The sequence below is a fragment of the Nocardia sp. NPDC003345 genome, from assembly GCF_053589395.1.
The window spans coordinates 1-22,493 of sequence record NZ_JBSFRU010000070.1 but is presented as its reverse complement, the minus strand read 5'-3'; the positions used below and the strand labels follow the sequence as shown (position 1 = coordinate 22,493).

The window sequence follows — 22,493 nt, the reverse complement described above, 5'->3', positions numbered from 1 at the left end:
CGGCCGGGGTGATCATCGTGCTCGGCGCCGCGGGGGGCGCCATCGTCGGGCTCGAGGGCTACAACGCGCTGCATCTGCTGGGTATGGAGCCGGCCGTCGGGCTGATCTCCTCCACCGCCTCCACCCGTGAACTCGCACCCATCATGGCGTCGCTGGCCTTCGCCGCACAGGCCGGGTGCCGGTTCACCGCGCAACTCGGGGCCATGGGTATCGCCGAGGAGATCGACGCCATGGAGTCGATGGCCATTCGCTCGATCGCCTATCTGGTGAGCACCAGATTGGTCGCCGCGGTGATCGCCATCGTCCCGCTGTTCCTGGTGTGTCTCGCGGTGAACTATATCGCCGTCGAAATGGTGGTGGCCGCATCCGGCGGCCTGTCGGGTGGCACCTATCAGCATTACTTCCAATTGGTTCTCACCGGCCCGGATATCGCCTACTCGCTGCTGAAGGCCGTGGTTTTCGTCGCGCTCACCACCACGGTCCAGTGCTACTACGGGTTCTATGCCGCCGGCGGCCCGCAGGGGGTCGGAATCGCCGCGGGGCGGGCGATGCGCGCCTCGATATCGGTGATGATCGTGGTGAATCTGCTGCTGACCGTCGCCTTCTGGGGTATCGGAACCAGCGCCCGGCTGGGTGGGTGAGGGCCGATGCTGTTCGACAAAGACGGCCGCGGGCCGTCCCTGTTCTCGCTGGTACTGCGCGGGATCCTGCTCATCGCGCTGGCGGTGGTCTTCGTCGGCGGGGTGCTCATGAAATCCGCCGGCCGTTTCGACAGCCGCGCCGAAGTGGTGGCGCTGCTCGACCAGGTGGGTGACGGATTGCCGCCGCGCTCGGACGTGAAATACCAGGGCGTACTGGTGGGCACGGTCGCCGGGGTGGCGCCGGCGGTGGATGGCGGGCCCAGCCGGGTACGGCTGGAACTGGACCCCCGCTACCTCGCCGATATCCCCCGGACGGTGACCGCCCGGGTGGTGCCGAGCAACCTGTTCGCGGTGTCCTCGGTCCAGCTGGTCGACAACGGGCCCGCGCCGGGCCTGGTTTCCGGGGCACAGATAGTGCAGGACGGCAGCCTGTCGACGATCCAGTTCCAGACCGCGTTGACGAAACTGCGCGATATCGTCGCGGCTTCCGCCCGGATCGGCAGCAGCGATACCGTCGGCGTGCTCTCGGCGGTGGCCGGGGCCACCGACCGGCGGGGCGGCGATATCGTCCGGGCCGGCGCGCAACTCGACCGGATCACCCGGGAACTGACGGCGCTCATCGCCCCGACCGGCCATCCTTCCACGCTGACCGCGCTGGCCGATTCCATTCGCGGGCTCGCGAACACCGCACCGGAACTGCTGGACGCCCTCAACCACGCCATCGTGCCCTTGCGCACGGCCGTAGAGCAGGAGGACCGGTTGATCGGGCTGTTGACCGCGGGCGGGCAGACACTCACCCGGGTCGGCAACGGGTTCGACAGCCACACCGGCCAGCTGGTGACCATCACCGACCAGTTCACCCCCGTGCTCGGAGTATTCGCCGCCGGCAGTCCCGCGTTCACGCCGATCGTCGGCCGGATCAAACGGCTGTCGGATATCTGGTTCGCCGAGTTCTGGAACGAGGAGACCCAGATCGGGACGGGCAAATTCCAGATCCGGCTGTCACCGGACACCCTGTACACCCGCGCCGACTGCCCCCGCTACGGCGAACTCGCCGGACCCAGTTGCGCGACCGCGCCGATGGAGGCCACCGCGGCGCCGCTCCCACCGGTTCTCGACCCGCGGTCGATGCCGCGGCCTGCCCTTCCGCCGGAGATGATGGCGGTGATCGACCGGGTGTTGCGCGGCGACGGGAACGCCGCCGAACTGGTGCTGTCGCATCTGCTCACCACCGGCCCCCTGCCCGCTGGAGGTGCCCGATGACCGCTCGGCGGACCCTCGCCGGATTGAGCCTGTTCCTGGTGATCGCGTTCGGCCTCATCTGGATGACCTTCGTGACATTGAATCGCGGGGTCGACGGCGCGACGAAATCCTACGCGGCGATCTTCACCGACGTCACCGGCTTACGTGTCGGTGACGATGTGCGGATGGCGGGGATCCGGGTGGGACGCGTGGACGGGGTCGAACTGGACGGCACCCTGGCGCGGGTCCGCTTCCGCGTCGAGTCCGATCAGCGCCTCTACAGTGATACGGCAGCCGCGATCACCTACCAGAACGTGATCGGCCAGCGCTATCTCGGCCTGTCCCGCAATGGCGAGGATTCCGCCGCGGAATTAGCCGACGGGGCCGAGATCCCGGTCGACCGCACCGAGCCGTCGTTCGACCTGTCCACCCTGCTCAACGGTTTCGAGCCGTTGTTCTCCGGGCTGGATCCCGCCCAGGTCGACAACCTCACCGGCGCGCTGATCAAGGCGTTGCAGGGTGACGCCGGTTCGCTGACCGTGCTGGTCCAGCAGCTGTCCACCCTCGCGCAGACGATCGCGGGCCCGGACCAGGTACTCGGGACGGTGATCGGGAACCTCAACCAGGTGATCGGCGGGTTGGCCGCGCGCAGCGGTGATTTCAGTACGTTGATCATCCGGACGCGCACGATCGTCGACGGGCTGTCCCGCCACCGCGACGAAATCCTCACCACGCTCACCGATACGTCGGCGGTCGTGGACCGGATGGCGACGATGCTGGAACAGGATCGGCCGGCGCTCGACGAGATGCTCGCGCGCGAACCGGGTTTCACCCGGCATTTCGAGGAGAACAAAGACCAGTTCGCCTACCTCGGCTTCAATATTCCGGCCCTGATGAAAGGGATGGCCCGGGCCAGCCAGGAGGGTCCGTATCTCAACGTGTATCTCTGCAATCTCGGTTTCACCGCGGTGCCCGCGCTGTCGGATCTGATCCCGGCTGTTGTCGCGATGGCCACACCCGGCGGAACCGCCCGGCAATCACCGATCTGCAGGTGAACGGAATGACGAAACTGTCACTGCGTGTACCAGAACGGCTCCGGGCGCTGCGGCGCCGGCCGCTGGAAAGCTACGACAAACGCGCCCTGGGAGCGGTATCGCTGCTGGTTCTGCTCGTGGTCCTGGCCGCCACGCTCGGAGTGAACGCACTCGACCTCGGTGCTCGCCGCTATACGGCGGAATTCGCGCAGGCGGCCGGGCTGAAAGTGGGAGACGGGGTCACCGTCGCGGGCGTCCAGGTCGGGACCGTCGCAGGCCAGGAACTGGCCGGTGATCGCGTGCTGGTCGATCTGGATATCGACCGCGAAGTGCGACTCGGGGCCGAAACCACCGCCGCGATCAAACTGACCACCTTGCTCGGCGCGCGCTATGTCGAACTGCGCCCGGCCGGTGGCGGTGAACCCGCAGGCGACCGCATCGACCTCGCGCACACCGAGGTTCCCTACGATCTGCAGCGCGCACTGGAGAACGCGACCACCACGTTCGAGGAGATCGACGCGGGACAGCTCGGTACCTCGCTCGACGCCCTGGCCGGTCAATTGGAGGGTGTGCCCGCCGTACTACCGGATATGTTGCGCAATATCCGGTCGCTGGCGACGATCCTGGGCAGCAGGCGCGATGAACTCGGTGCACTGCTGACCGGTGTGCGCGACCTGACCGGCGTGGTAGCCGGACAGCGTGACGATATCGCCGCGATCGTGACGGTCGGCCGGGACCTGCTCCAGGACATCGACAACCGGCGCGGCGCGATCCAGGTACTCATGGGCGCCACCGTGCGGCTCGTCGAGCAGATCCAGGGGATCGTGGGCAATCGCCCGCAGGTCGACGAACTGGTGCGCGGTCTGCAAGGACTGCTGGGCAGTCTGGCCCGGCACGACGACCTGCTGCGCAATACGCTCGAGATCCTGCCCGTTTCGGTGCGCAACCTGGCCAACGCGTCCGGCTCTGGTAACTCCGTCGATTTCAACGCGCCCGGTGGGGTGCTCGTCGACTCGTGGATGTGCGCGCTCAGCGGGTACGCCGGCCAGGCCTCGCTTCCGCCCTATTTCGAGGACTGCGAATGAGGAAAGTGATCACGGCGTTGCGTCTTCTCACCGTTCTCGCGCTGGGCGGTGTCGCGGGCTGCTCCGGCGGACCGCTGACCTCCGGCGATATCACCGTGGTCGCCCAGTTCGACAGCGGTGCCGGCCTGTATGTCGGTAATGCGGTGGCCGTACTGGGTATGCCGGTCGGTGAGGTCACCGCCATCGCGCCCACCGGCACCCACGTCGAGGTGACGATGCGAATCGATCGCGAGGTGCCGATCCCCGCCGACGCCACCGCCGTCACGCTGTCGACCTCGGTCCTCACCGACCGCCACGTCGAGTTCTCCCCGCCGTACCGCGGCGGCGAGACCTTGCGCGACGGGGCTCGGCTGCCGATAGAGCGGACCCGCACTCCGGTGGGAATCGACCGGTTGATCTCCGTGGCCGACCGGATGTCCGGGGACCTCGCGGGCGAAACGCCGGAGGAGGGGCCCATCGCGGGACTGCTGGCGGTCGCCGCGGCGGGCACCAGCGGTAACGGCGCCGACCTCCGCGCCACGATGGACGAACTGTCGAAGGCCCTGCGGCTCGGCGACGACGCGGGCGCGCACACCCGCGATACCGTCACCCAACTGGTGGACGAGCTGTCGGAACTCGTCGCGGCGGCCGCCGCAGGCGATGCCTTCATCCGCGATTTCGGCGCGGCCTCGGGGCAACTGGGCACCACACTCGCCGAACTCGGAATCGGCGCCGGAACCACCGGGGCCCAGGTCAATCAGCTCATGCTGCAGGCCGAAGATCTGCTCACCACCAACCGCGCGGCACTACAGACCACGATGGCCGATGCGACCATCGTGACCCGGGCGCTGACCGACTATCGCACGCAGCTCGCCGAATTCCTCGACGTCACCCCGCTGCTGCTCGACAACGGATACCGGGTGGTGGACCAGCAGAACGGCGGTGTGCGCATTCACGCGTTACTCGACAAGGTGGCCTTCGACGGCCAGATGATCAAAGAGGTCTGCAATATCCTGGGCCTGCGCCAATTGGGTTGCAGCACCGGAACGTTGCAGGACTTCGGCCCCGATTTCGGGCTCACCGACATGCTCGAAGCGATGACGAGGCTGCCCCGATGAGCGCACGCAGGCACCTGAAGGCCACCCTGGCAGGTGCGCTCGCACTGGTCACCACCACCGCATGCTCGGTGGGCCTGGAAGACCTCCCGCTGACGCCGCGGGCCGGCGGCGAATCCGGCTATACGATCCACGCGAACTTCGCCAATGCCCTGAACCTCCCGGAGCAGGCGAAGGTCCGGCTGGCCGGTGCCGAGGTCGGGGCCGTGTCGGCTATGACGGTGCGCGATTACACCGCCGTGGTCACGCTGCGGATCCGGCCGGACGTCGAGCTGCCGGTGGGCACCCGGGCGGAACTGCGGACGGCCACACCGCTGGGTGATGTGTTCGTCGCGCTCAGCGCACCGGCCGACGCGACCCCCGCGACCGCGGCCCTGCACGACGGCGACAGTATCCCGGTGGAGTCCACCGCGGCGGCGGCGACGGTCGAAGAACTACTGACCACCGCCTCGTTGCTCGTCAACGGTGGTGCCATCCGCAACCTCACCACCGTCGTCAACGGTATGGGCCGGGCGGCCGGCGATCGGGGCGACCGGGTCGACGCGCTGCTCGACCAGTCCACGCAGCTCGTCACCGCACTGTCGGCGCGATCCGGTGAGATCCAGGTCGCGCTGCGGGAAACCGACCGGCTCGCCGCGCAATTGGCCGCGCAGCAGAACACTATCCACGATTTCCTCGGTGCTGCCGGACCCGCCGCCGCGACCGTCGACCACAGCTCCCAGCAGGCCTTGGACGTGGTGCGCCAGATCGACCGGATCACCACCCAGCTCGGAAAGTTCCCGGTACTGCAGGGCGGGCCGGCCGGGGGACTGATCGCCAACCTGAACCGTATCGCCGCCGAACTGAACAACGCCGCCACCAGCCCCGATGCCAGCCTCGCGGCCATGAACGCCATGCTCGCGCCGATCATCAGGCTCACCAGCGGCACCTCCACCCACGGCAATGTCGATCTCGCGGATTTCGCGATAGGCGCGTTGCCCGACCCCAACCACCGGCCCGATCCGGGCACCCACCTCCCGAACGCCGCCGATTGGCACGCGCTGGCCGGCAGCCTGACCTACACCCTTTTCACCCTGCGCGACCGTGTGCTGGGGCCCCGATGAGCGCGCCCACCGGACCGTCCCGTCCGGCGGCCGTGGCCGACCTGCCGGCCCGGCTGCTCCTCGCGTCGGTGCGCTACGGTCGCGCGCACCGGGCGTTGCTGACCACGGTGTCGCTGCTGGCGGTGCTCGCGTTCGGAGCGAGCTATCTGGTGTTCGGCGCGCTGGGAGTCGACCCCACCGCCTCCACCATCACCGTCCGCGTGCACCTCGCACAATCCGGCGGGTTGCTGTCCGGACAGGATGTGACGCTGCGCGGCGTCCCGATCGGGCAGGTCCGCGCGGTGGATCCGGCCCGCGGCGGAGTGGTCGCCGTCGCCGAGATCGACGCGGACGTGCCGGTGCCCGATGACGGGCCGGTCGCCGTCACCAGCCTGTCCACCGCGGGCGAACAGTTCCTCGACTTCCGGCCCACCCGGCGTTCCGGCCCGTTCCTCGCCGACGGCGCCGAGATCTCGCCCGACCGGACCACCACACCGGTCCCGCTGTGGCAGATGCTGGGGCAGTTGGACGGCACGCTGGCACAGGTGGATTCGGCCCAGCTCGCCGCGGTCCTCGACGAACTCGGGGTGGGCCCGGAGGGGCCGCGGAAACTGCGCGACATCATCGACGGCGGCACCTTCCTGATCTCCACCCTAAATTCCGTTCTCCCGCAGACCGTCGGACTGCTGCGCGACAGCAAGGTGCTGCTGACCACTCTCGCCGACGGTGCGGGTGGCCTCCAGCACCTGGCCCACGACACCTCCGCATTCATGGCCGGTGTCGAAGCCAAAACCGGCGGCTACGTCGAACTGCTCGACCGTGCCCCGGCCACGCTGGCCGCCATGGACGCGGTGCTCTCGGACAACGGGGCCGTGGTTCCGGCCCTGCTGGCCAACCTGGGCTCGGTCGCGCAGCTGACCAATTCCCGGGTACCGGCGTTCCGGGAGTTCTTCTTCCCCACCCAACGCCAGGGATCGACGCTGGAAGCGCTCGGCACCGTGATCCACGACGGCGGATTGTGGGGCCTGGTCAACCTGTACCCGCGCCCGACCTGCGATTACAACCTGCCCCGCCACGCGCCATCGCAAGCCGACTACCGGGAACCGTATCTGTACACCTTCTGCCCCGCCAACGACCCGTCCATCCTGGTCCGCGGTGCCCATAACGCGCCCCGCCCACCCGGCGAGCAGGCACCGTCCGGACCGCCACCCGGAGCCCCCGCCGATCTGACGGCGACTCCCGCACCCGTCGGCCCGATGTCCCTACCCATCCCCCTGCCGTTGACCGATTCGGGGACACCGGCGCCGGCGCCGCCCCGGTGACCCCAGCGAAAAGACTCGAGGAGATGATCCGATGAGCACCACATCCGATGTCGACACCACGACCGACGCCAAGGCACGCGCGGTCGGTGACAAACCGGAAACCGGGCCCGCGGAAGCCGGGGCCGAGGCGACCCAGCAGGAGTCCACGAAGAGTTCCGTGCCGTCGAAGGACGCGGCGGACCCGGAGGGTTCGCAGCCGGTGCTCACGAAAGACCCCGAGGGGTCTGACGGCGAAACAGATTCTGCTGCAACCGAACCCGAGACACTCGCGTCCGGGATTTCACGGTGGAACGTCCTGCGCATGGTCGCCGTGGCACTGATCCGCAAGTTCGCTGTCCCGGCCCTTGTCATCCTGGCTGTCGCGGCACTCGCCGTCGCCGGATTCCTCGGCTGGCAACTGAAGAAGGAAAGCGCTCTCGACTCCGCCGCCCGCGCCGCCACCGACGCCGCCCGCGCCTACGCTGTCACCCTGACCAGCGTCGATTCCAACAACCTCGACCACGATTTCACCGCGGTCCTCGACGGCGCCACCGGCGAATTCAAGGATATGTACACCCGCTCCAGCGGCCAGCTGCGCCAGCTCCTTATGGACAACAAGGCCACCGGGGAAGGCACCGTCCTCGATGCCGCGGTCAAATCGGCCACTCCGACGAAGGTCGAGGTCCTGCTGTTCATCGACCAAACGGTCACCAACTCCGCCGCCCCCGATCCGCGCGTGGACCGCAGCCGCGTCGCGATGACAATGGAACTGGTCGACGGCCGCTGGCTCGCCTCCCGGGTCTACTTGCCCTGACCCGGCGATGGCGGTCGAGCGTGCGAGAGGCGCAGGATCCCCGGGCGGGCAGGCGTTCTCCCGGGAGTCCGGAGCTGGCTGCGGTCCAGGTGGGCACCGACTGTCGAACTGCGGCCAGTATCCCCGGACTGTGACGGCTATGAGCGCGCACACCAGCAGTACCAGTGCGATTGATTCGGTCACCGGCCGGCTCCGGCGGCAAACCACCGAGCGAAGGACAATCGCGGAAGTACGGTTTCCACATCGGCCACGTCCATGACCCGATTCAGCTCCAGCGGGCCGAGGTGGTCGGGTGCAGGCAGTATCACCACGTCCGCTCCGGCGTTCCGAACATGGTCGGCTACGCACAACACTGACCGCTCATCCGGCCATACGACGTGGTAACCGAGTCGCTTCGCGAGCCGCAGCACCTGCGCCCGGTCCCATGCAGGCGCAGTACTCGCGTCGTCATCGATCCATCCGAATGCGTTCGGCCGCATCGCATCCTCTCCCTGGTGATCCCCGACCGGCATGCGCCTCGCCATCGGCGAACCGATCCGTCGACCGACTCGTCCCTCTCGCGCGTGCGTTGCCCGATCCGTCTTGTACTTCGCTGTTCACCCAGGCTCGTACGCGGTGCCGAATTCTCGGAGGGCAGGTTAAGGGGCAGATTGTGCGGAAGCCGCTCCGCGATGACGGAGGTCAATAGACTGGGCTTTGTCTATCGAAGGGGGCGAGATGTCGGCACCGAACTTGAAACTGCAGCAGCGGCGAGAGGCGACCCCGTCACCGAACGTGGCGGGGCGGTCGATGACCCGCGTCGAACTGGCCGAAGCTGTCAACGCGCATCTGTGGCACGCCCGGGGTCTGCGACGTGAGCTCGACGCCCATACCATTGCCCGCTACGAGCGCGGCGCTGTGCGGTGGCCGAGTAAGGACTACCGGCAAGCCCTGTGCGCGGTCCTGAACGCTACGGAAAGCGAGTTGGGATTCTGCGCAGTACGGCGGACGAAGACCGATGATCGTCGGGACGCTCTGGCGGTCAACCTGTTCAGCCCGTTCGATCCCGAAACGGTTCCCGACGATTTCCTGCATGGATCGCGAAGCCGGGTTCGAGTGGGACCCTCCGATGTGAACAAGATCCGGTACGCCGCCGCTGCGGCGGCCTCTATGGAGAACCTTCACGGGGGCGGCCCGGTAACCGTGAACGCGGCCCGACAACTCCGTGCTTTCGCGCCGCTTCTCTCCGGCCAGGCCACACCGCCCGTACGAAACGCGCTGTTCGAGGCTGTCGGCAACCTCAGCGCCGTCGCCGCCTACTCGGCCTTCGATATCGCCGACTATGCTGCCGCCGAACGACGCTTCCGGTTCGCACTCTGGTGCGCGGACGCCGCGGGATCCTGGGAGCTGCGCGCGTCGACGCTGGCCGATTTGGCTCGCAAGTCCGCCTACGTCGGCAACGTCGACGGAGCGTTGTCACTGATCGAACTGGCGCAGGTCCGTTCCGACCGCCTGACGCACACCACCCGGGCGATGCTGGCTACACTGCGCGCTCAATTCCTGGCTGCCGTCGACCGCACCGATGAGGCTCTCTCCGAAGTCGCCCGGGCCGACGAGTACTTCGCCACTCGCCGACGGGAGAAGGACCCACCGTGGATGTGCTACTACGACCACGCCGAACACCTCGGCAGCACGGGCAAGGCGCTCATACCTGTGGCCGAAAGGCTCGGACGCGTCGAACTGGCCGAGCCTCGGATCCGGCAGGCCATCCAACTGCAAGGCGAGAACTATCCGCGGTCGCGAACATTCTCCCGCACCCGCCTGGCCACCTTGACCATGCGCATGGGTGACCCTCGGGCGGCAGCAGCGATCGGCCGGCAAGCTGTCACCGACGCCGTGAATTTGCGCTCGCGCCGAATTCATAGGGAGTTGACCGGTCTCGCTGCCGCGGCCACACCGCACCGGCGTATCGGTGAAGTCGCCGACTTTCGCCGTTCGATCGCCGCCCTGCCGGCCGCCGGGGCAACCGGATGACCAGAGGGTCGGCATCGCCTCCGGACATTCTCTCGCGGGCCGCTGCCGTGGCAGGAGTCGACATCTCGGGCGCGTTGCTGCTGCGCAACGGAGCCCATGCCATCTTCGAACTGCGCGACGGGATCGTCGCCCGCATCGGGAGTCCGCATACAGCCGAGGCGGCGCATCGAGAGTTGCAGATCTCCCGATGGCTCAACGTATCCAATATCCCCACAGTCGAGGCCGTGGAGTCGCTGGCCCAACCGCTCATCATCGACGACTGCCCCGTGACCTGGTGGCGACTGATTCCCGACCATCGCCCCGCTACACCCGCAGAGCTGGGCGCAGCGCTCGGCCGTCTGCACCTGCTCGACCCGCCGTCCACGTTCGACTTGCCGGAATACCAACCGTTTGCGGGGATCGACACCAGAATCAATACGACGACCACACTCGGCTACGAAGACAAAGAGTGGCTGGTCCGGCATTATGCGGAGCTTCGGCAACGCTACGATCGGCTTGAACCGGTGGACCGGCGATCGGTGATACACGGCGACGCATGGCAGGGAAATCTCGTTGTTTCGCCCTCAGGTATCCCGGTGTTCCTGGACTTGGACAAGGTGTCGCTCGGACGCCCCGAATGGGATCTGGTGCAACTCGCCGTCGACTACGCGGATTTCACCCGCCTCACCGGTTCCGGCTACCGGTCGTTCGTCGATGCCTACGGCGGTCGCGATATCAGCACGGACCCGCAGTTCCGAATCTTCGCCGATATCCAGGAACTCCGCTGGACAACTTTCGTGTTGGGTCTGTCTCACCGAGACGCAACCGCGAGATACGAGGCCGAGCATCGCGTCGCCTGCTTGCGCGGCCGGGTCGCCAAGCCCTGGACATGGAACGCGTTGTGAGCCGGTCTGTCCGGTCCGCCTGACGTCCGACTGCCGGAGGATCGACAACTGGCGAGCACTAGGAAAGTGTGAGCGCCCGATACACGCCCACCACTGTCGCTGCGCCGACGATCTCGCCGCCGTCGATCATTCGCACCGCTTCTCCGAGCGGGATCCACCGAATCGACTCGGCTTCGTTGATGTCGGGTCGAGTGTCGGTGGGGTCGGCACCGCGAGCCAGATAGATCTCCTGTGGATGGTCGAGAGTGCCGATCGCGGGCTGGTAGGTCACGAGGTGTTCCATCGTGCGTGGACGCCAGCCGGTTTCCTCCTCGACCTCACGGGCAGCCGCAACGGCAGCATCCTCGGCGTGGTCGACATAACCACCCGGCAGCTCCCACACCCATTTGTCGATGATCCAGCGGTGCCGGTACATCATCAGGACCTCGCGGTCACCGTTGAGCACCAGCGTCATCGCACATCGAGGCATCCGCGCGACGTACTGGGTGAACTCCACTCCATCGGGCAGGCGAATATCCGCCGTCGACAACTGGATGTGCCGGTTCTCGTCGACCAGTCGCTCGCCGAGGATCGTCCACTGGCTGTCGCTCATACCATCGACGGTAGTGGACTGTGACGGGGGATCCCGGCCGTTGACACCTTCAGGACCCCGTCGGCGGCGCAGTTGTTACCGTGATAGCAGTTCGATGATGTCGACTATGCTCCGGCGAGTTCCCATGGTGACGTACCGGTTCCCGAGCCGGGCGCTTGGATGAAGGGATCGGCGTCGAGAATGGCACTTGTCGGCGAGCAACGACACACGGTGATAGGGGACGTCCACCTTCTACTCGTCGACGGCCGAGGGCGCATGCTGTTCGGCCGGCGGGCGGACACCGGCTACGAGGACGGCGCCTACCACCTACCGTCCGGACACCTGGAAGCCGGCGAATCTGTCGTGGCCGCGCTGGTGCGGGAGGCGAAGGAGGAGATCGGGGTGACGATCGACGCAGCTGCTCTGAACTTCGCTCACGTCATGCACAACTCCTCTTCGGGTGGACGGGTGGCGTTCTTCTTCCAGGTCGAGCGATGGGAGGGAGAGCCGGCGAACATGGAGCCGGACAGGTGCGATGACCTGGCCTGGTTCACCCTCGACGAGCTCCCGGACCGGATGATCGATTACTGCCGCGACGCCCTGGGCCATATCGCCGCTCAGCGCCAGTTCTCAACGTTCGGCTGGTAACAAAACGCCGCGGGATCCCCATCGCCTCCGTCGAACCTTGCAGTGACGAGCCGGTGCCTCAACGGAAGAATTGGGCGAGGCAGAACTCGTGCTCCTCTGGATCGAGCATGACCATGACAACTCCCTCGTCGTAGTCGTGTCGTTCGCCGGACCAGCGGCCGCCCGAGTTCTCCACCTGACTGCGACCGGCTTCGATATCGTCAACCTCGATGTCGAGGTGGATGCGGACCTTTCCGATCTTGGGCTCGACCACTCGTTGAAAGGTCAAACGCGGTCTGTCGTCGAAGCGCGAGCCGACGGTTGCCCATCCCGGATCATCGCCATGTTCGGTGGTAGTGGGGGTACCCAGGATCGCGCTCCAGAACGATGCCAGCTGCGCGGGGTTCGCGCAGTCGATCGTGATCCCAACCCATCGATTCGCCATGCCCACCAGCATGGACGAATCGGGTTCTCTGTGTTCTGCGTCGAGCCGGAATCGGTTCGGCTCGTGGTCGGGTGTTCCCGACCCGTTGCCGATCAGTACTGGGTCACGCCGAGGTCGACCGGGAGCTGCGCGGCGGTCACGAAACGAGAATCGTCGCCGGCCAGCCAGGACACGGCATCGGCCACATCATCGGCTTCGGCCACCCAGCCGGGTAGCAGCGGGGTGATCATATGGGCGAGTTGTGGATTGGTCTCGGTGGCGGCGGTGAGGGCGGAGATCATATCGCCGCCGCCCATCGGGGTGGCCACGGCGCCGGGGTGCAGGCTGTTGACCCGGATATTGTGTTTGCCGAGTTCGGCGGCCAGTCCGCGGGCCATTCCGGTGACGGCGTGTTTGCTCGCCGTGTAGTGCACCATGAACGGCTGCATTTTCATGCCCGCGGCGGAGCTGATCAGGATGATGGAGCCGCCGCGGCCGCCGCCGACGATATGGCGCGCGCCGGCGGTGACGGTGTTCCAGGTGCCGGTGACGTTGATATCGATGACGTCCCGCCACGATTCGGGGGTGATCGCGTCCCAGGTCTCGGGGATGCAGATACCGGCATTGGCCACGATGATGTCGAGGCGGCCGAATGTCTCGACGCCCGCGTCCACCGCCGCGCGCAAACCTGCGAAATCCCGGGTGTCGACGGTGGAGGCGATGATCTTGCGTCCGGTCGCTTCGACCAGCCGGACGGTCTCCGCGAGATCCTCCGGGGTCGCGGAATCGTACGGGACCGCCGCGGGGAGTGGCCCCGCGATATCGGCGGCGATGATATCGGCGCCCTCGGTCGCCAAACGGACGGCGTGCGCGCGGCCCTGACCCCGTGCGGCCCCGGTAATGAACGCTACTTTGCCTCGAAGTCGGCTCGTCACGTGTTTTCCTAACTGTTGTCGGGCGGATGCCCGGCACCGCGCGCACGGCCGCGCCGACCGCGCGGGTTCGGCGAGGAGCCGACCGGAATTTCATATCGTGTTCAATATCGTAAGTGCAACGGTATGGCGGTGGAAGGGCCGTCTTCGCCCCGGGCGGGGGTGCGGGTCGCAACCCGGCCGTCCGGAAACGGCGAACCACCCCGGAACCGCTTGGTCGATGTTACTGTTGCCATTACTGGATGTATCTCTGTCCGGATCTCGCCCCGGCGGGCCGCGCGGCGGCGGGCACGGGCCGATCGCGAGTGAGGAGCGCCGATGTCGCAGGTCGTCGGGTTTGTCGGGGCGGGCCGAATGGGGGAGCCGATGGTGTACCGGCTGGTCGCCGCGGGCCACCGGGTGCAGGTGTACGCCCGGCGTGACTCGGTGCGGGAGCGGCTGCGCGACGGCGGGGCCACGGTGGTCGATTCCGCCGCGGCGGCCGCGTCTTCGGCGGATATCGTGATCGCCTGCCTGTTCTCCGACGCCCAGCTCGTCGAGGTTCTCGCCGGACCCGACGGGGTGCTCGCCGCGGCATCGCGGGACGCGGTCGTTGTCTCACACACCACCGGGACGGTCGGCACGGTGACGAATCTGGTCGCAAGCCATCCCGGCGGCCCGGTGCTGCTGGACGGGCCGGTGAGTGGTTCGGCCGACGATATCGCCGCCGGAAAGCTCACCGTACTGCTCGGTGGCGACGCGGAGGCGGTCGCGCGGGCCCGGCCGGTGCTCGAATCGTATGCGGGCACCGTGATCGCGACCGGTGCGCTCGGCACCGCGTTGAGCGTCAAGCTGGTGAACAACGCCCTGTTCGCGGCGAACGCCCAGATGGCGGCCGCCGCACTGGAACTGGGCACACGCCTCGGTATCGGGGAACGGCAGTTGCTGGACGCCCTGGCGGTATCCAGCGGCCGGAGCTTCGCGGCCGGTTCGATCGGCCGGACGGGTGGGCTGGTGACGTTCGAGCAGGTGGTGGCCCCTTTCCTGCGCAAGGATGTGGCGGCCTGCCGGGCGGCCACGGCCGATCTGGGGATGGATATCGGCCGGCTCGGCGCCGTGATCGACGGTGGTCCCCTCGACCTCGGCTGACAGTGCGTACGTCAACCCTTCACCACCGCCCGGCCGGCGGGAGTCACCTCGGAGCGTGTCGATGACCAGCAGTACCCCGGAGGCATCCGTGGCGGGGGCCGAGACCATACATGCGGCCGAACGCCGCGATCCGGCCGCGATCCTGGCGGGCCAGCGGCAGGCGTTTCTGCGCGATGGCCCGCCGAGCGCCGTGGTCCGCCGGGACCGTATCGACCGGTTGGTCGCCATGGTTCTGGACAACACCGATGCCTACGTCGATGCGCTCGTCGCCGACTTCGGCACCCGCTCCCGGACCGGCACCCTGTTCGCCGAGATCATGGGCATGCTCTCCGCCATCGAATACGTCCGCTCCCGGCTCACCCGCTGGATGCGGCCGCGGCGGACCGACCGGGCGGCCCGCCTGTACGGAATCCGCGCGGAGGTCCGGCCGTCCCCGCTCGGGGTGGTCGGGATCGTCGGCCCCTGGAACTTCCCGCTCAATCTGGTCATTCTGCCTGCCGCGACCGCGTTCGCCGCCGGCAACCGCGTGATGATCAAGATGTCGGAGATCACCGCGCACACCGCGGAACTCACCCGGCGGCTGGCGGAGCAGTACTTCGACGAATCCGAGCTGGCGGTGGTCACCGGCGGGCCGGAGGTCGGCGCGGCCTTCGCCGAACTGCCGTTCGACCACTTGTTCTTCACCGGCTCCACCCGGGTCGGCCGGCTCGTGCAGCGCGCCGCGGCGCAGAATCTGGTGCCGGTGACGCTGGAGCTCGGCGGAAAGAACCCGGTGGTCATCTCCGCCGACGCCGATCTCACCCGGGCGGCGGAGCGGATCGCCCGGGCGCGGATGGTCAACGGCGGGCAGGTCTGCGTCTGCCCGGATTACGTGCTGGTGCCGCGGGACCGGATGGATCCCTTCGTCGACGCCCTGGCCGGAGCCTGGCGGCGGATGTTCCCCGAAATACTCGGCAACGCCGACTACACCGCCGTGGTGAACGCGGCGAACTACGAGCGCATCATCGGGCTGATAGACGATGCCCGCGCCCGCGGCGCCCGCGTCGAGCCGATCGCACCCGCTGCCGAGACATTGCCCGACCCGGCCCTGCGCAAGATCGCGCCGACGATCGTCCGGGAGGTGACCGACGATATGGCCATCGCCTCGGAAGAAGTATTCGGCCCGGTCCTGTCCGTGCTGCCCTACCGGGGACTGAACGAGGTCGTCGACTACATCAACCGGCGGCCCGCGCCGCTGGTCGCGTACTGGTACGGGCCGGACCGGGCCGATTTCCGCACGTTCGTGGCGAATACCCGCAGCGGCGGCGTGGCCCGCAACGAATTCGCCATCCAGATGTTCCCCGACGACGCACCGTTCGGTGGGGTCGGCGACAGCGGGATGGGGGCCTATCACGGTAAGGCCGGATTCGACACGTTCAGCCACCACCGCACGGTGGTCGGCACGGATCTGCCCGTGCCGATCACCAGTCTGGCCGCACCACCCTTCGGCCGGTGGACCGAGCGTCTCATCGGTCTCGGACTATGCCGTGCGCGCCGACGTGCCCACCGGCGGCTGCGGACGACCCCGGTCCCGTCGACGGCGGACGACTCCACCCCGCCGGTCACCCACCCTCTCGTGACACCCGGCACCGACGGCCGGGTCACGCCGCCCGCCACACCTCCGGTGGCCGAGCCCGCTACAGGCAGCCCGGCCAAAGATCCCCGGACGTGATCTCGCCATCGCGCACCAGACGAATGAGGAGTCACCGTTGTCCCCAACTTCCGCGACCGGATCCGAACCGCAGTTCACACTCGTATCCGCCACCGATACCGTCGCCGCCGTGATCCCGGACCGGGATCTGATCGTGCAGGGCGAGCGCCGGCGCACCTACGCGGAGGTCGCCGAGCGGTCCCGGCGCCTGGCGGCCTATCTGCACGCGCAGGGGCTGGGATGCCGTACCGAACGGCCGGATCTGACCAATCATGAGGTCGGCCAGGATCTCCTGGGCATCTACGCCTACAACGGGCCCGAATTCGTCGAGAGCATGATCGGCGCCTTCCGGGCCAGGGTGGCACCGTTCAACGTCAACTATCGCTACGTCAAGAACGAACTGCAATATCTGCTGGCCGATTCGGGCGCCACCGCGCTGGTCTATCACGCCGCGTTCGCGCCGACACTCGCGGAAGTGCTGCCGGAACTACCCGGGCTGCGGGTGCTGATCCAGATCGCCGACGCGTCCGGTAACGAACTGCTCGACGGCGCGGTCGATTACGAAACGGTACTCGCCGCCACCGAACCCGGACCGCTACCGGTGGAACCGTCCCCGGACGACCTCTACGTGCTCTACACCGGCGGCACCACCGGGATGCCGAAGGGTGTGCTGTGGCGCCAGCACGATATCTATATGGGAGCCTGCGGTGGGCGCGACGCCGGCAGCGGTGCCACGATCGCCTCCTACGACGAAATCGCGGAACGGGCGCGCGCCAATCCGGGGATGAAACTGATGGTGATCCCGCCGCTGATCCATGGTGCGGCGCAATGGGCGGTGCTCACGGCCATGACCACCGGACAGACGATCGTGCTGCCCACGGTCACCGACCGAATCGACGCCGACGAGATCGTACGCACCATCGAGCGGGAGAAAGTATCGGTCGCCATGGTGGTCGGGGATGCGATGGCGCGGCCGGTGCTGGCCGCCGTGGAAGCGGCCGTCGCGGATATGGCCTCGATGGTGGCGCTCGCCAACGGCGGCGCGGTGCTCAGCCCGGCCGTCAAAGAACGCTGGATCGCGGCGGTGCCGGGCCTGGCGGTACTCGACGGTGTCGGTTCCTCGGAGACCGGTTCGCAGATGCACCATGTGTCCGCCGCCGGATTCGTCTCGACCGGGAAGTTCTCGGCCGGCGCCGATACCCGGGTGGTCGCCGAGGATCTCGGGTCCGTACTCGAGCCCGGCCACGACGGGATCGGCTGGCTCGCGCAGCGCCGGTTCACCCCGCTCGGCTACAAGGGGGATGCGAAGAAGACCGCCGCGACGTTCCCGGTGATCGACGGGGTGCGCTACGTCCTGCCCGGCGACCGTGCCCGTCTCCTGGCCGACGGGTCGGTCGAACTGCTGGGCCGCGACTCCATGACCATCAACTCCGGCGGCGAGAAGATCTTCGCCGAGGAGGTGGAGATCGCGATCTCCTCGCATCCGGCCGTGGCCGATGTGCTGGTGGTGGCCCGCCCGAGCGAGCGCTGGGGCCAGGAGGTGGTGGCCGTCGTCGGACTCGCCGAGGGCGCCACGGCCGGTGCCGACGAGCTGATCGCGCATGCCGGGCAGTCCCTCGCGCGCTACAAACTTCCGAAAGCCGTGGTGTTCCGGCCCGAGATCATGCGTAGTCCGGCGGGTAAAGCCGACTACCGCTGGGCCCGCGAGCAGGTGGCGGGCCAGGCCTGACCACCGCCGTCGGCCCGGCCGCCGCACGTCCCGGCGGCCGGCCGGGCCGACGGGATCAGGCCGGCGGTGTGCCCTGCCGCCGCGCGTTCTTGACCAGGCCGCCGCCGATGATCAACCGCTGGATCTCGCTGGTGCCCTCGTAGAGACGCAACAGCCGGACATCGCGGTAGATCCGCTCGACCGGGACATCGCGCATATATCCGGTACCGCCGTGCACCTGGACCGCGAGATCGGCGACATTTCCCACCATTTCCGTGCAGAACAGTTTCGCCACCGACGGTGCGGTGCGCCGATCCTCTCCGGTGACCCAGCGTCGCGCGGCATCACGCACCAGCGCGCGGCCGGCCATCACCCCGGTCTGCATATCCGCGAGCATGGCCTGCACGAGCTGGAATTCGCCGATCGGGGTGCCGCCCTGGGTGGCGGTCGCGGCGTAGGCGACCGATTCGTCGAGGGCGCGCTGGGCGGCGCCGACGGCGAGCGCGGCGATATGGATCCGGCCGCGGGCCAGCGAGGTCATGGCCGCGCGGTAGCCGATGTCCTCGCTGCCGCCGACGAGGGCGTCGGAGCCGACGCGGACATCCTGGAACCGGACCTCCGCGGTCCACGCGCCCTCCTGCCCCATCTTGCGGTCCTTCGGCCCGACCTCGACGCCGGGGGTATCGGCGGGAACGAGGAAGACGGCGATTCCCGCGCCCTGCTCGTCGGCGGGGCGGGTGCGGGCGAAGACCACGAACAAGTTCGCGACCGGGGCATTCGTGATGAACCGTTTCTCGCCGTCGAGCACCCAGTCCGTGCCATCGCGCCGGGCCGTGGTCCGCAGCGATGCCGGGTTGGATCCGGCCCCGGACTCGGTGAGCGCGAACGAGGCGACCACGGCGCCCGAGGCGATGGGTTCGAGCCAGCGTGCTCGCTGTTCGTCGGTTCCGAAACCGACCAGCACCTGTCCGGCGATACCGTTGTTGGTACCGAACTGCGACCGCAAAGCGAGTGTGGTGTAGCCGAGTTCCATGGCCAGTTCCACGTCTTGGGTGAGGTCCAGGCCGAGTCCGCCCCATTCCTGCGGAATGGCGTAGCCGTACAGGCCCATGGCCTTGGCCTGGTCGACGATCTCGGCGGGTATCCGGTCCTGCTCGGCGATATCGCGCTCGCGCTTCATGACCACGTCACGGACGAAGGTCCTGGTCTGGGCAAGGATTTCCCGGAAATCCTCCTCGGTGACCGGTTCGGCGGCGGGTTCGCTGGTCATAACGGGACTCCTCGTACGGCTGTATGCGCCGGTGTCGTCTGCGCGTTCACGGATCCGCGATGCGAACCCGCTGATCTAAGATACTGTAACTGCAACTGTAGATAGTGTGGGAAGTGTGCTGTCCCATCCCGTACCGACCACGACAGTAACTCGCGACGGAGTGCCATGAACGCATATGACCCCGGCCTGCTGGTCCTGCGACTGTGCCTCGGGCTGACGGCTGGCCGGGTCTGCTCGTTGCCGCCGGGATGGGCCTGGTGGCCGGTATCGGTCAGCTGATGCTGTTCTACTGCCCGCCCGCGTCGGCCGAATCATGATTGGGTCACCGCACTGCCGGTCGGGCGTGGTGTGGTGGCTTACCATGACGATATGTCCCTGCCGGAGTCCGACCGCCCCGACCTGCCCGAGTACATGACCTGGGAGGAACTGGAGCAGCTACCCGAGGAGATCGCGGAGCAGATCGAACTCTGGGACGGTCGGGTGGTGTGGCTACGTCGCGGTCCGGGCGAGCATCAGATGTTCACGGCACGTATGCGGAACGAAATCGAACGGTGGGCGCGTAAGCGCATGTCGGAAGATCCTGAGACCTGCTGGACCGTGAACTTCGAAACCAACGTTTTCCTCGGAAGCGCCGGGAAGTCCGATTTCCTGACACCGGATTTTCTGGTGTATCGCTGTCTCGAGTCGCCGTTCGCAGATGTCAGGGCGGCCGATACGCTGCTGGTCGGCGAAGTATTGTCGCCGTCGAACAAACAGTCGGATATGGAAGCGAAGAAGGGTCGCTACGCGGCCGCAGGTATCCCCTGGTACTGGGAGGTCACCTTGTCGTCCGGGCGCAGTGCGATATCTGCCGTTCGCGCCTACGCCCTGCAGACGGGGTACGCATCCCTGCCCGACGATGTCCACCCGCTGCGTCCGACCAATTACCTCCTGGTCGACGAGTGGACCCCCGCCGATGAGAACGGCATACATATCGACCATCCGTTCCCGATTCATATCCCCTGGACCGAGCTCGAATACTGATCTGGATATCCAACAGCTGCGTAGCGAGATCGGCCGCCTTTCCGACCTGCTGAATCCGAAGAGTACCTAGCCTCCCGCCCCGTGGGGATCGGGGCGGCCGTTCGTGGGGTCAGCTGCCGTGCGTGTGTTGTGGCCGATGATTGCGAAGCTCACCGTGGCCAGCGCGGCGAGGTGGTTTTCGTGCATGTTCCGCACCTCGACCTGTACGACGATCGAGCGCTTCCCGGCGTGCACGATGGTGGAGACCGCGCGTGCGGTACCGGTGGTGACGGCGCGGAAGTAGCGCACGTTCAGGTCCGAGGTCACTACACCGCCGGTCGGCAGGCTTTCCAGGGCCAGTGTGCCCGCGGCGATATCGACCAAGGTCGCGATGAGGCCGCCCTGCAGGCCGCCGGCAGTGTTGACGACGTGCGGGGCCACCGGCAGCTCCCAGGTCACCGCACCTGATTCGTCCGGTTCCTGCCGGAAACCGATGTGGTCGAGTAGATCGCCGATTGCCTGAGTGGAGGTCATGGCAGGTCCTTGTCGAGTTGGTCGTCGAGTGCATCCCGTTCCGGGAGCGTGGGGCGATTGCGGTGCCGTATCCGGCACCGCGGAAGAATGCTCAGTGCGGGGGCGTGGTTGCCGTCCCGGCCTCGACACCGCGTTCGGACAGCAACGTTCGCAGCGCGGCGATATCCACTTTGCCTGTTGTGCCACGCGGGATCCCGGCATCGGAGTCCAGCAGCAGCCAGGTGGACGGCACCTTGAACGAACTCAGTATCCCCTTGGTCGCGGCGCGCAGCCGCTGGACGTCCGGGCTGCCCGTGACGATCACGGCCGCGGCCACCCGGGCGGCGTCGCCGGAGTCGAGATCGGTGACGAAGGCGCCGGTGACGCCGTCGAGCGAACGCAGCGCTTTCTCGACTTCACCGGGGTAGACGGTCGCGCCGTTGACCTTGAACATATCGTCGCGCCGGCCGTGATAGAAGAGGAAACCCGCGTCGTCGAGGTGCCCGAGGTCGCCGGTGGGGTAGTAGCCGTCGGAGGTGAACAGATCCTCGCGGGCGCGGCCGCAGATACCGCGCAGGATATGCGGTCCGCGCAAGTGGATCTCACCGATGGTGCCCGCGGGCGCCGGGTTACCGGCCGGATCGGCGATGCGTACCTGCATCCCGTCGAACGGGCGGCCGCAGCTGCCCTGCGCGGATTCGGGCATATCGGTATCCGCGGGATAGCCGCAGTAGGGGCCGAAGGATTCGGTCATCCCGAACAGGTTCGCCCGGGCTCCGGGCCGCGCCCGCTGCCCGGATGGCAGCAGTGCCCCGAGGCTGCCGGGCCGCAGCGCGGACAGATCGGTGCCGAGGGTTTCCGCCCGGCGGGCGAGGGCTTCGGCCTGGTCGGGCCAGCCCCGGAACAGGGTGACCCGTTCGCGTTCGAGCAACTCCAGGGTCGATTCGGGCCGCGGTATCTCCTCGGTGACCAGGGTGGCGCCCGCCGCGAGCGCGGAAAGGATGCCGCCGCCGAATCCACCGACCCAGAAGAACGGCATCGGGAGGTAGAGCCTGGTCTCGGCGTCGATACAGCGGGCGGTGAGCCCGGACCGTACGGCGGCCAGCGCGTTACCGTGTGAATGGATCACCCCTTTCGGCAGGCCACGACTGCCGGAGGTGAACATGATGAGCATCGGGTCGGCCGGGCGGACGGTGACGGCGAGTGCTTCGGCGACCGCGCCGGCCGCCGGTGTCACTCTGAGCTGCGCGGGGGTGCCGGGGATATCGCCAGGCGTAGGCCGAACGTCGGAAACTACTGGCGAAGAGTCGTATCGAGGGCCCGCCGCCGCAGGGGCGAGTGCGGCGGTATGAGTTTCCTCGAGCGGTTCGGTGACGGCTTCGGCGGTGAATATGTGCCGGAGGGCGGGCAATTCGGGGTGGTGGATGGGTGCGGTGTC

At 67.7% G+C, this 22,493-nt stretch carries 21 protein-coding genes; 15 read left to right on the top strand and 6 right to left on the bottom strand.

Annotated elements, in window-relative coordinates; all coding sequences use genetic code 11:
• The 10 genes from ACWDU1_RS11175 to ACWDU1_RS11130 all read left to right on the top strand — a co-directional run.
• Positions 1-641: ABC transporter permease (locus tag ACWDU1_RS11175; RefSeq protein WP_449997642.1), on the top strand; the 641-nt coding region annotated here is incomplete at its 5' end.
• A gap of 6 nt (positions 642-647) precedes the next feature.
• Positions 648-1,904 (top strand): MlaD family protein, encoded by a 1,257-nt coding sequence (locus ACWDU1_RS11170; protein WP_449997641.1) that lies wholly within the window; start codon positions 648-650, stop codon positions 1,902-1,904.
• Positions 1,901-2,938, top strand: coding sequence for an MlaD family protein (locus ACWDU1_RS11165; RefSeq protein ID WP_449997640.1), 1,038 nt, complete (start codon positions 1,901-1,903; stop codon positions 2,936-2,938). Before ACWDU1_RS11170 ends, ACWDU1_RS11165 begins: the two co-directional genes overlap by 4 nt.
• Before the next feature lie 5 nt (positions 2,939-2,943).
• Positions 2,944-4,002, top strand: a complete 1,059-nt coding sequence (locus ACWDU1_RS11160) for an MCE family protein (RefSeq protein WP_449997638.1) — start codon at positions 2,944-2,946, stop codon at positions 4,000-4,002.
• Complete coding sequence (locus ACWDU1_RS11155; protein WP_449997636.1) at positions 3,999-5,099, top strand: MCE family protein; 1,101 nt, start codon at positions 3,999-4,001, stop codon at positions 5,097-5,099. Before ACWDU1_RS11160 ends, ACWDU1_RS11155 begins: the two co-directional genes overlap by 4 nt.
• Positions 5,096-6,199, top strand: coding sequence for an MlaD family protein (locus tag ACWDU1_RS11150; RefSeq protein ID WP_449997634.1), 1,104 nt, complete (start codon positions 5,096-5,098; stop codon positions 6,197-6,199). Before ACWDU1_RS11155 ends, ACWDU1_RS11150 begins: the two co-directional genes overlap by 4 nt.
• On the top strand, positions 6,196-7,500 hold the full coding sequence (locus ACWDU1_RS11145) for an MlaD family protein (RefSeq protein ID WP_449997633.1): 1,305 nt from the start codon (positions 6,196-6,198) through the stop codon (positions 7,498-7,500). The genes ACWDU1_RS11150 and ACWDU1_RS11145 overlap by 4 nt, the downstream gene beginning before the upstream one ends.
• Before the next feature lie 31 nt (positions 7,501-7,531).
• Entirely contained in the window at positions 7,532-8,293 is a 762-nt protein-coding gene (locus ACWDU1_RS11140; RefSeq protein WP_449997631.1) for a hypothetical protein, read from the top strand.
• 717 nt (positions 8,294-9,010) lie between these two features.
• Complete coding sequence (locus tag ACWDU1_RS11135) at positions 9,011-10,306, top strand: XRE family transcriptional regulator (protein WP_449997630.1); 1,296 nt, start codon at positions 9,011-9,013, stop codon at positions 10,304-10,306.
• 47 nt (positions 10,307-10,353) lie between these two features.
• On the top strand, positions 10,354-11,190 hold the full coding sequence (locus ACWDU1_RS11130) for a phosphotransferase family protein (protein ID WP_449997628.1): 837 nt from the start codon (positions 10,354-10,356) through the stop codon (positions 11,188-11,190).
• Between the two features lie 58 nt (positions 11,191-11,248).
• Here the strand turns inward: ACWDU1_RS11130 and ACWDU1_RS11125 are convergent, their stop codons facing one another.
• Positions 11,249-11,782 carry an NUDIX domain-containing protein gene (locus tag ACWDU1_RS11125; RefSeq protein ID WP_449997626.1) on the bottom strand — a complete coding sequence of 178 codons (534 nt, stop codon included), beginning with the start codon at positions 11,780-11,782 and terminating at the stop codon, positions 11,249-11,251.
• Positions 11,783-11,962: 180 nt separating this feature from the next.
• Here ACWDU1_RS11125 and ACWDU1_RS11120 point away from each other — a divergent pair, with 180 nt between their 5' ends.
• Positions 11,963-12,409, top strand: a complete 447-nt coding sequence (locus tag ACWDU1_RS11120; RefSeq protein WP_449997625.1) for an NUDIX hydrolase — start codon at positions 11,963-11,965, stop codon at positions 12,407-12,409.
• Between the two features lie 58 nt (positions 12,410-12,467).
• On the opposite strand, the gene ACWDU1_RS11115 is transcribed toward ACWDU1_RS11120, so the two are convergent.
• Entirely contained in the window at positions 12,468-12,845 is a 378-nt protein-coding gene (locus ACWDU1_RS11115) for a VOC family protein (RefSeq protein WP_449997624.1), read from the bottom strand.
• Between the two features lie 80 nt (positions 12,846-12,925).
• Positions 12,926-13,747 carry a mycofactocin-coupled SDR family oxidoreductase gene (locus tag ACWDU1_RS11110; protein WP_449997622.1) on the bottom strand — a complete coding sequence of 274 codons (822 nt, stop codon included), beginning with the start codon at positions 13,745-13,747 and terminating at the stop codon, positions 12,926-12,928.
• Positions 13,748-14,062: 315 nt separating this feature from the next.
• Here ACWDU1_RS11110 and ACWDU1_RS11105 point away from each other — a divergent pair, with 315 nt between their 5' ends.
• The 3 genes from ACWDU1_RS11105 (at position 14,063) to ACWDU1_RS11095 (ending at position 18,291) form a co-directional block, all read left to right on the top strand.
• Positions 14,063-14,872: an NAD(P)-dependent oxidoreductase gene (locus tag ACWDU1_RS11105; protein ID WP_449997620.1), complete on the top strand. Its 810-nt coding sequence runs from the start codon at positions 14,063-14,065 to the stop codon at positions 14,870-14,872.
• 61 nt (positions 14,873-14,933) lie between these two features.
• Positions 14,934-16,583 carry a coniferyl aldehyde dehydrogenase gene (locus ACWDU1_RS11100; RefSeq protein ID WP_449997618.1) on the top strand — a complete coding sequence of 550 codons (1,650 nt, stop codon included), beginning with the start codon at positions 14,934-14,936 and terminating at the stop codon, positions 16,581-16,583.
• Positions 16,584-16,620: 37 nt separating this feature from the next.
• A complete protein-coding gene (locus tag ACWDU1_RS11095) occupies positions 16,621-18,291 on the top strand; it encodes an acyl-CoA synthetase (protein ID WP_449997617.1) in 1,671 nt (556 codons plus the stop codon).
• A gap of 55 nt (positions 18,292-18,346) precedes the next feature.
• On the opposite strand, the gene ACWDU1_RS11090 is transcribed toward ACWDU1_RS11095, so the two are convergent.
• Positions 18,347-19,540 (bottom strand): acyl-CoA dehydrogenase family protein, encoded by a 1,194-nt coding sequence (locus tag ACWDU1_RS11090; RefSeq protein WP_449997615.1) that lies wholly within the window; start codon positions 19,538-19,540, stop codon positions 18,347-18,349.
• A 369-nt stretch (positions 19,541-19,909) separates the two neighbouring features.
• Between ACWDU1_RS11090 and ACWDU1_RS11085 the strand changes: the two genes are divergently transcribed.
• The gene (locus ACWDU1_RS11085; protein WP_449997613.1) at positions 19,910-20,563 is read left to right on the top strand and encodes a Uma2 family endonuclease; all 654 of its coding nucleotides are present in this window, start codon (positions 19,910-19,912) and stop codon (positions 20,561-20,563) included.
• Positions 20,564-20,629: 66 nt separating this feature from the next.
• Here the strand turns inward: ACWDU1_RS11085 and ACWDU1_RS11080 are convergent, their stop codons facing one another.
• Both ACWDU1_RS11080 and ACWDU1_RS11075 read right to left on the bottom strand, forming a co-directional pair.
• Positions 20,630-21,076 carry a PaaI family thioesterase gene (locus ACWDU1_RS11080; RefSeq protein ID WP_449997611.1) on the bottom strand — a complete coding sequence of 149 codons (447 nt, stop codon included), beginning with the start codon at positions 21,074-21,076 and terminating at the stop codon, positions 20,630-20,632.
• Between the two features lie 91 nt (positions 21,077-21,167).
• Positions 21,168-22,493, bottom strand: a 1,326-nt coding sequence (locus tag ACWDU1_RS11075) for an ANL family adenylate-forming protein (RefSeq protein ID WP_449997610.1), incomplete at its 5' end; no start/stop codon positions are given.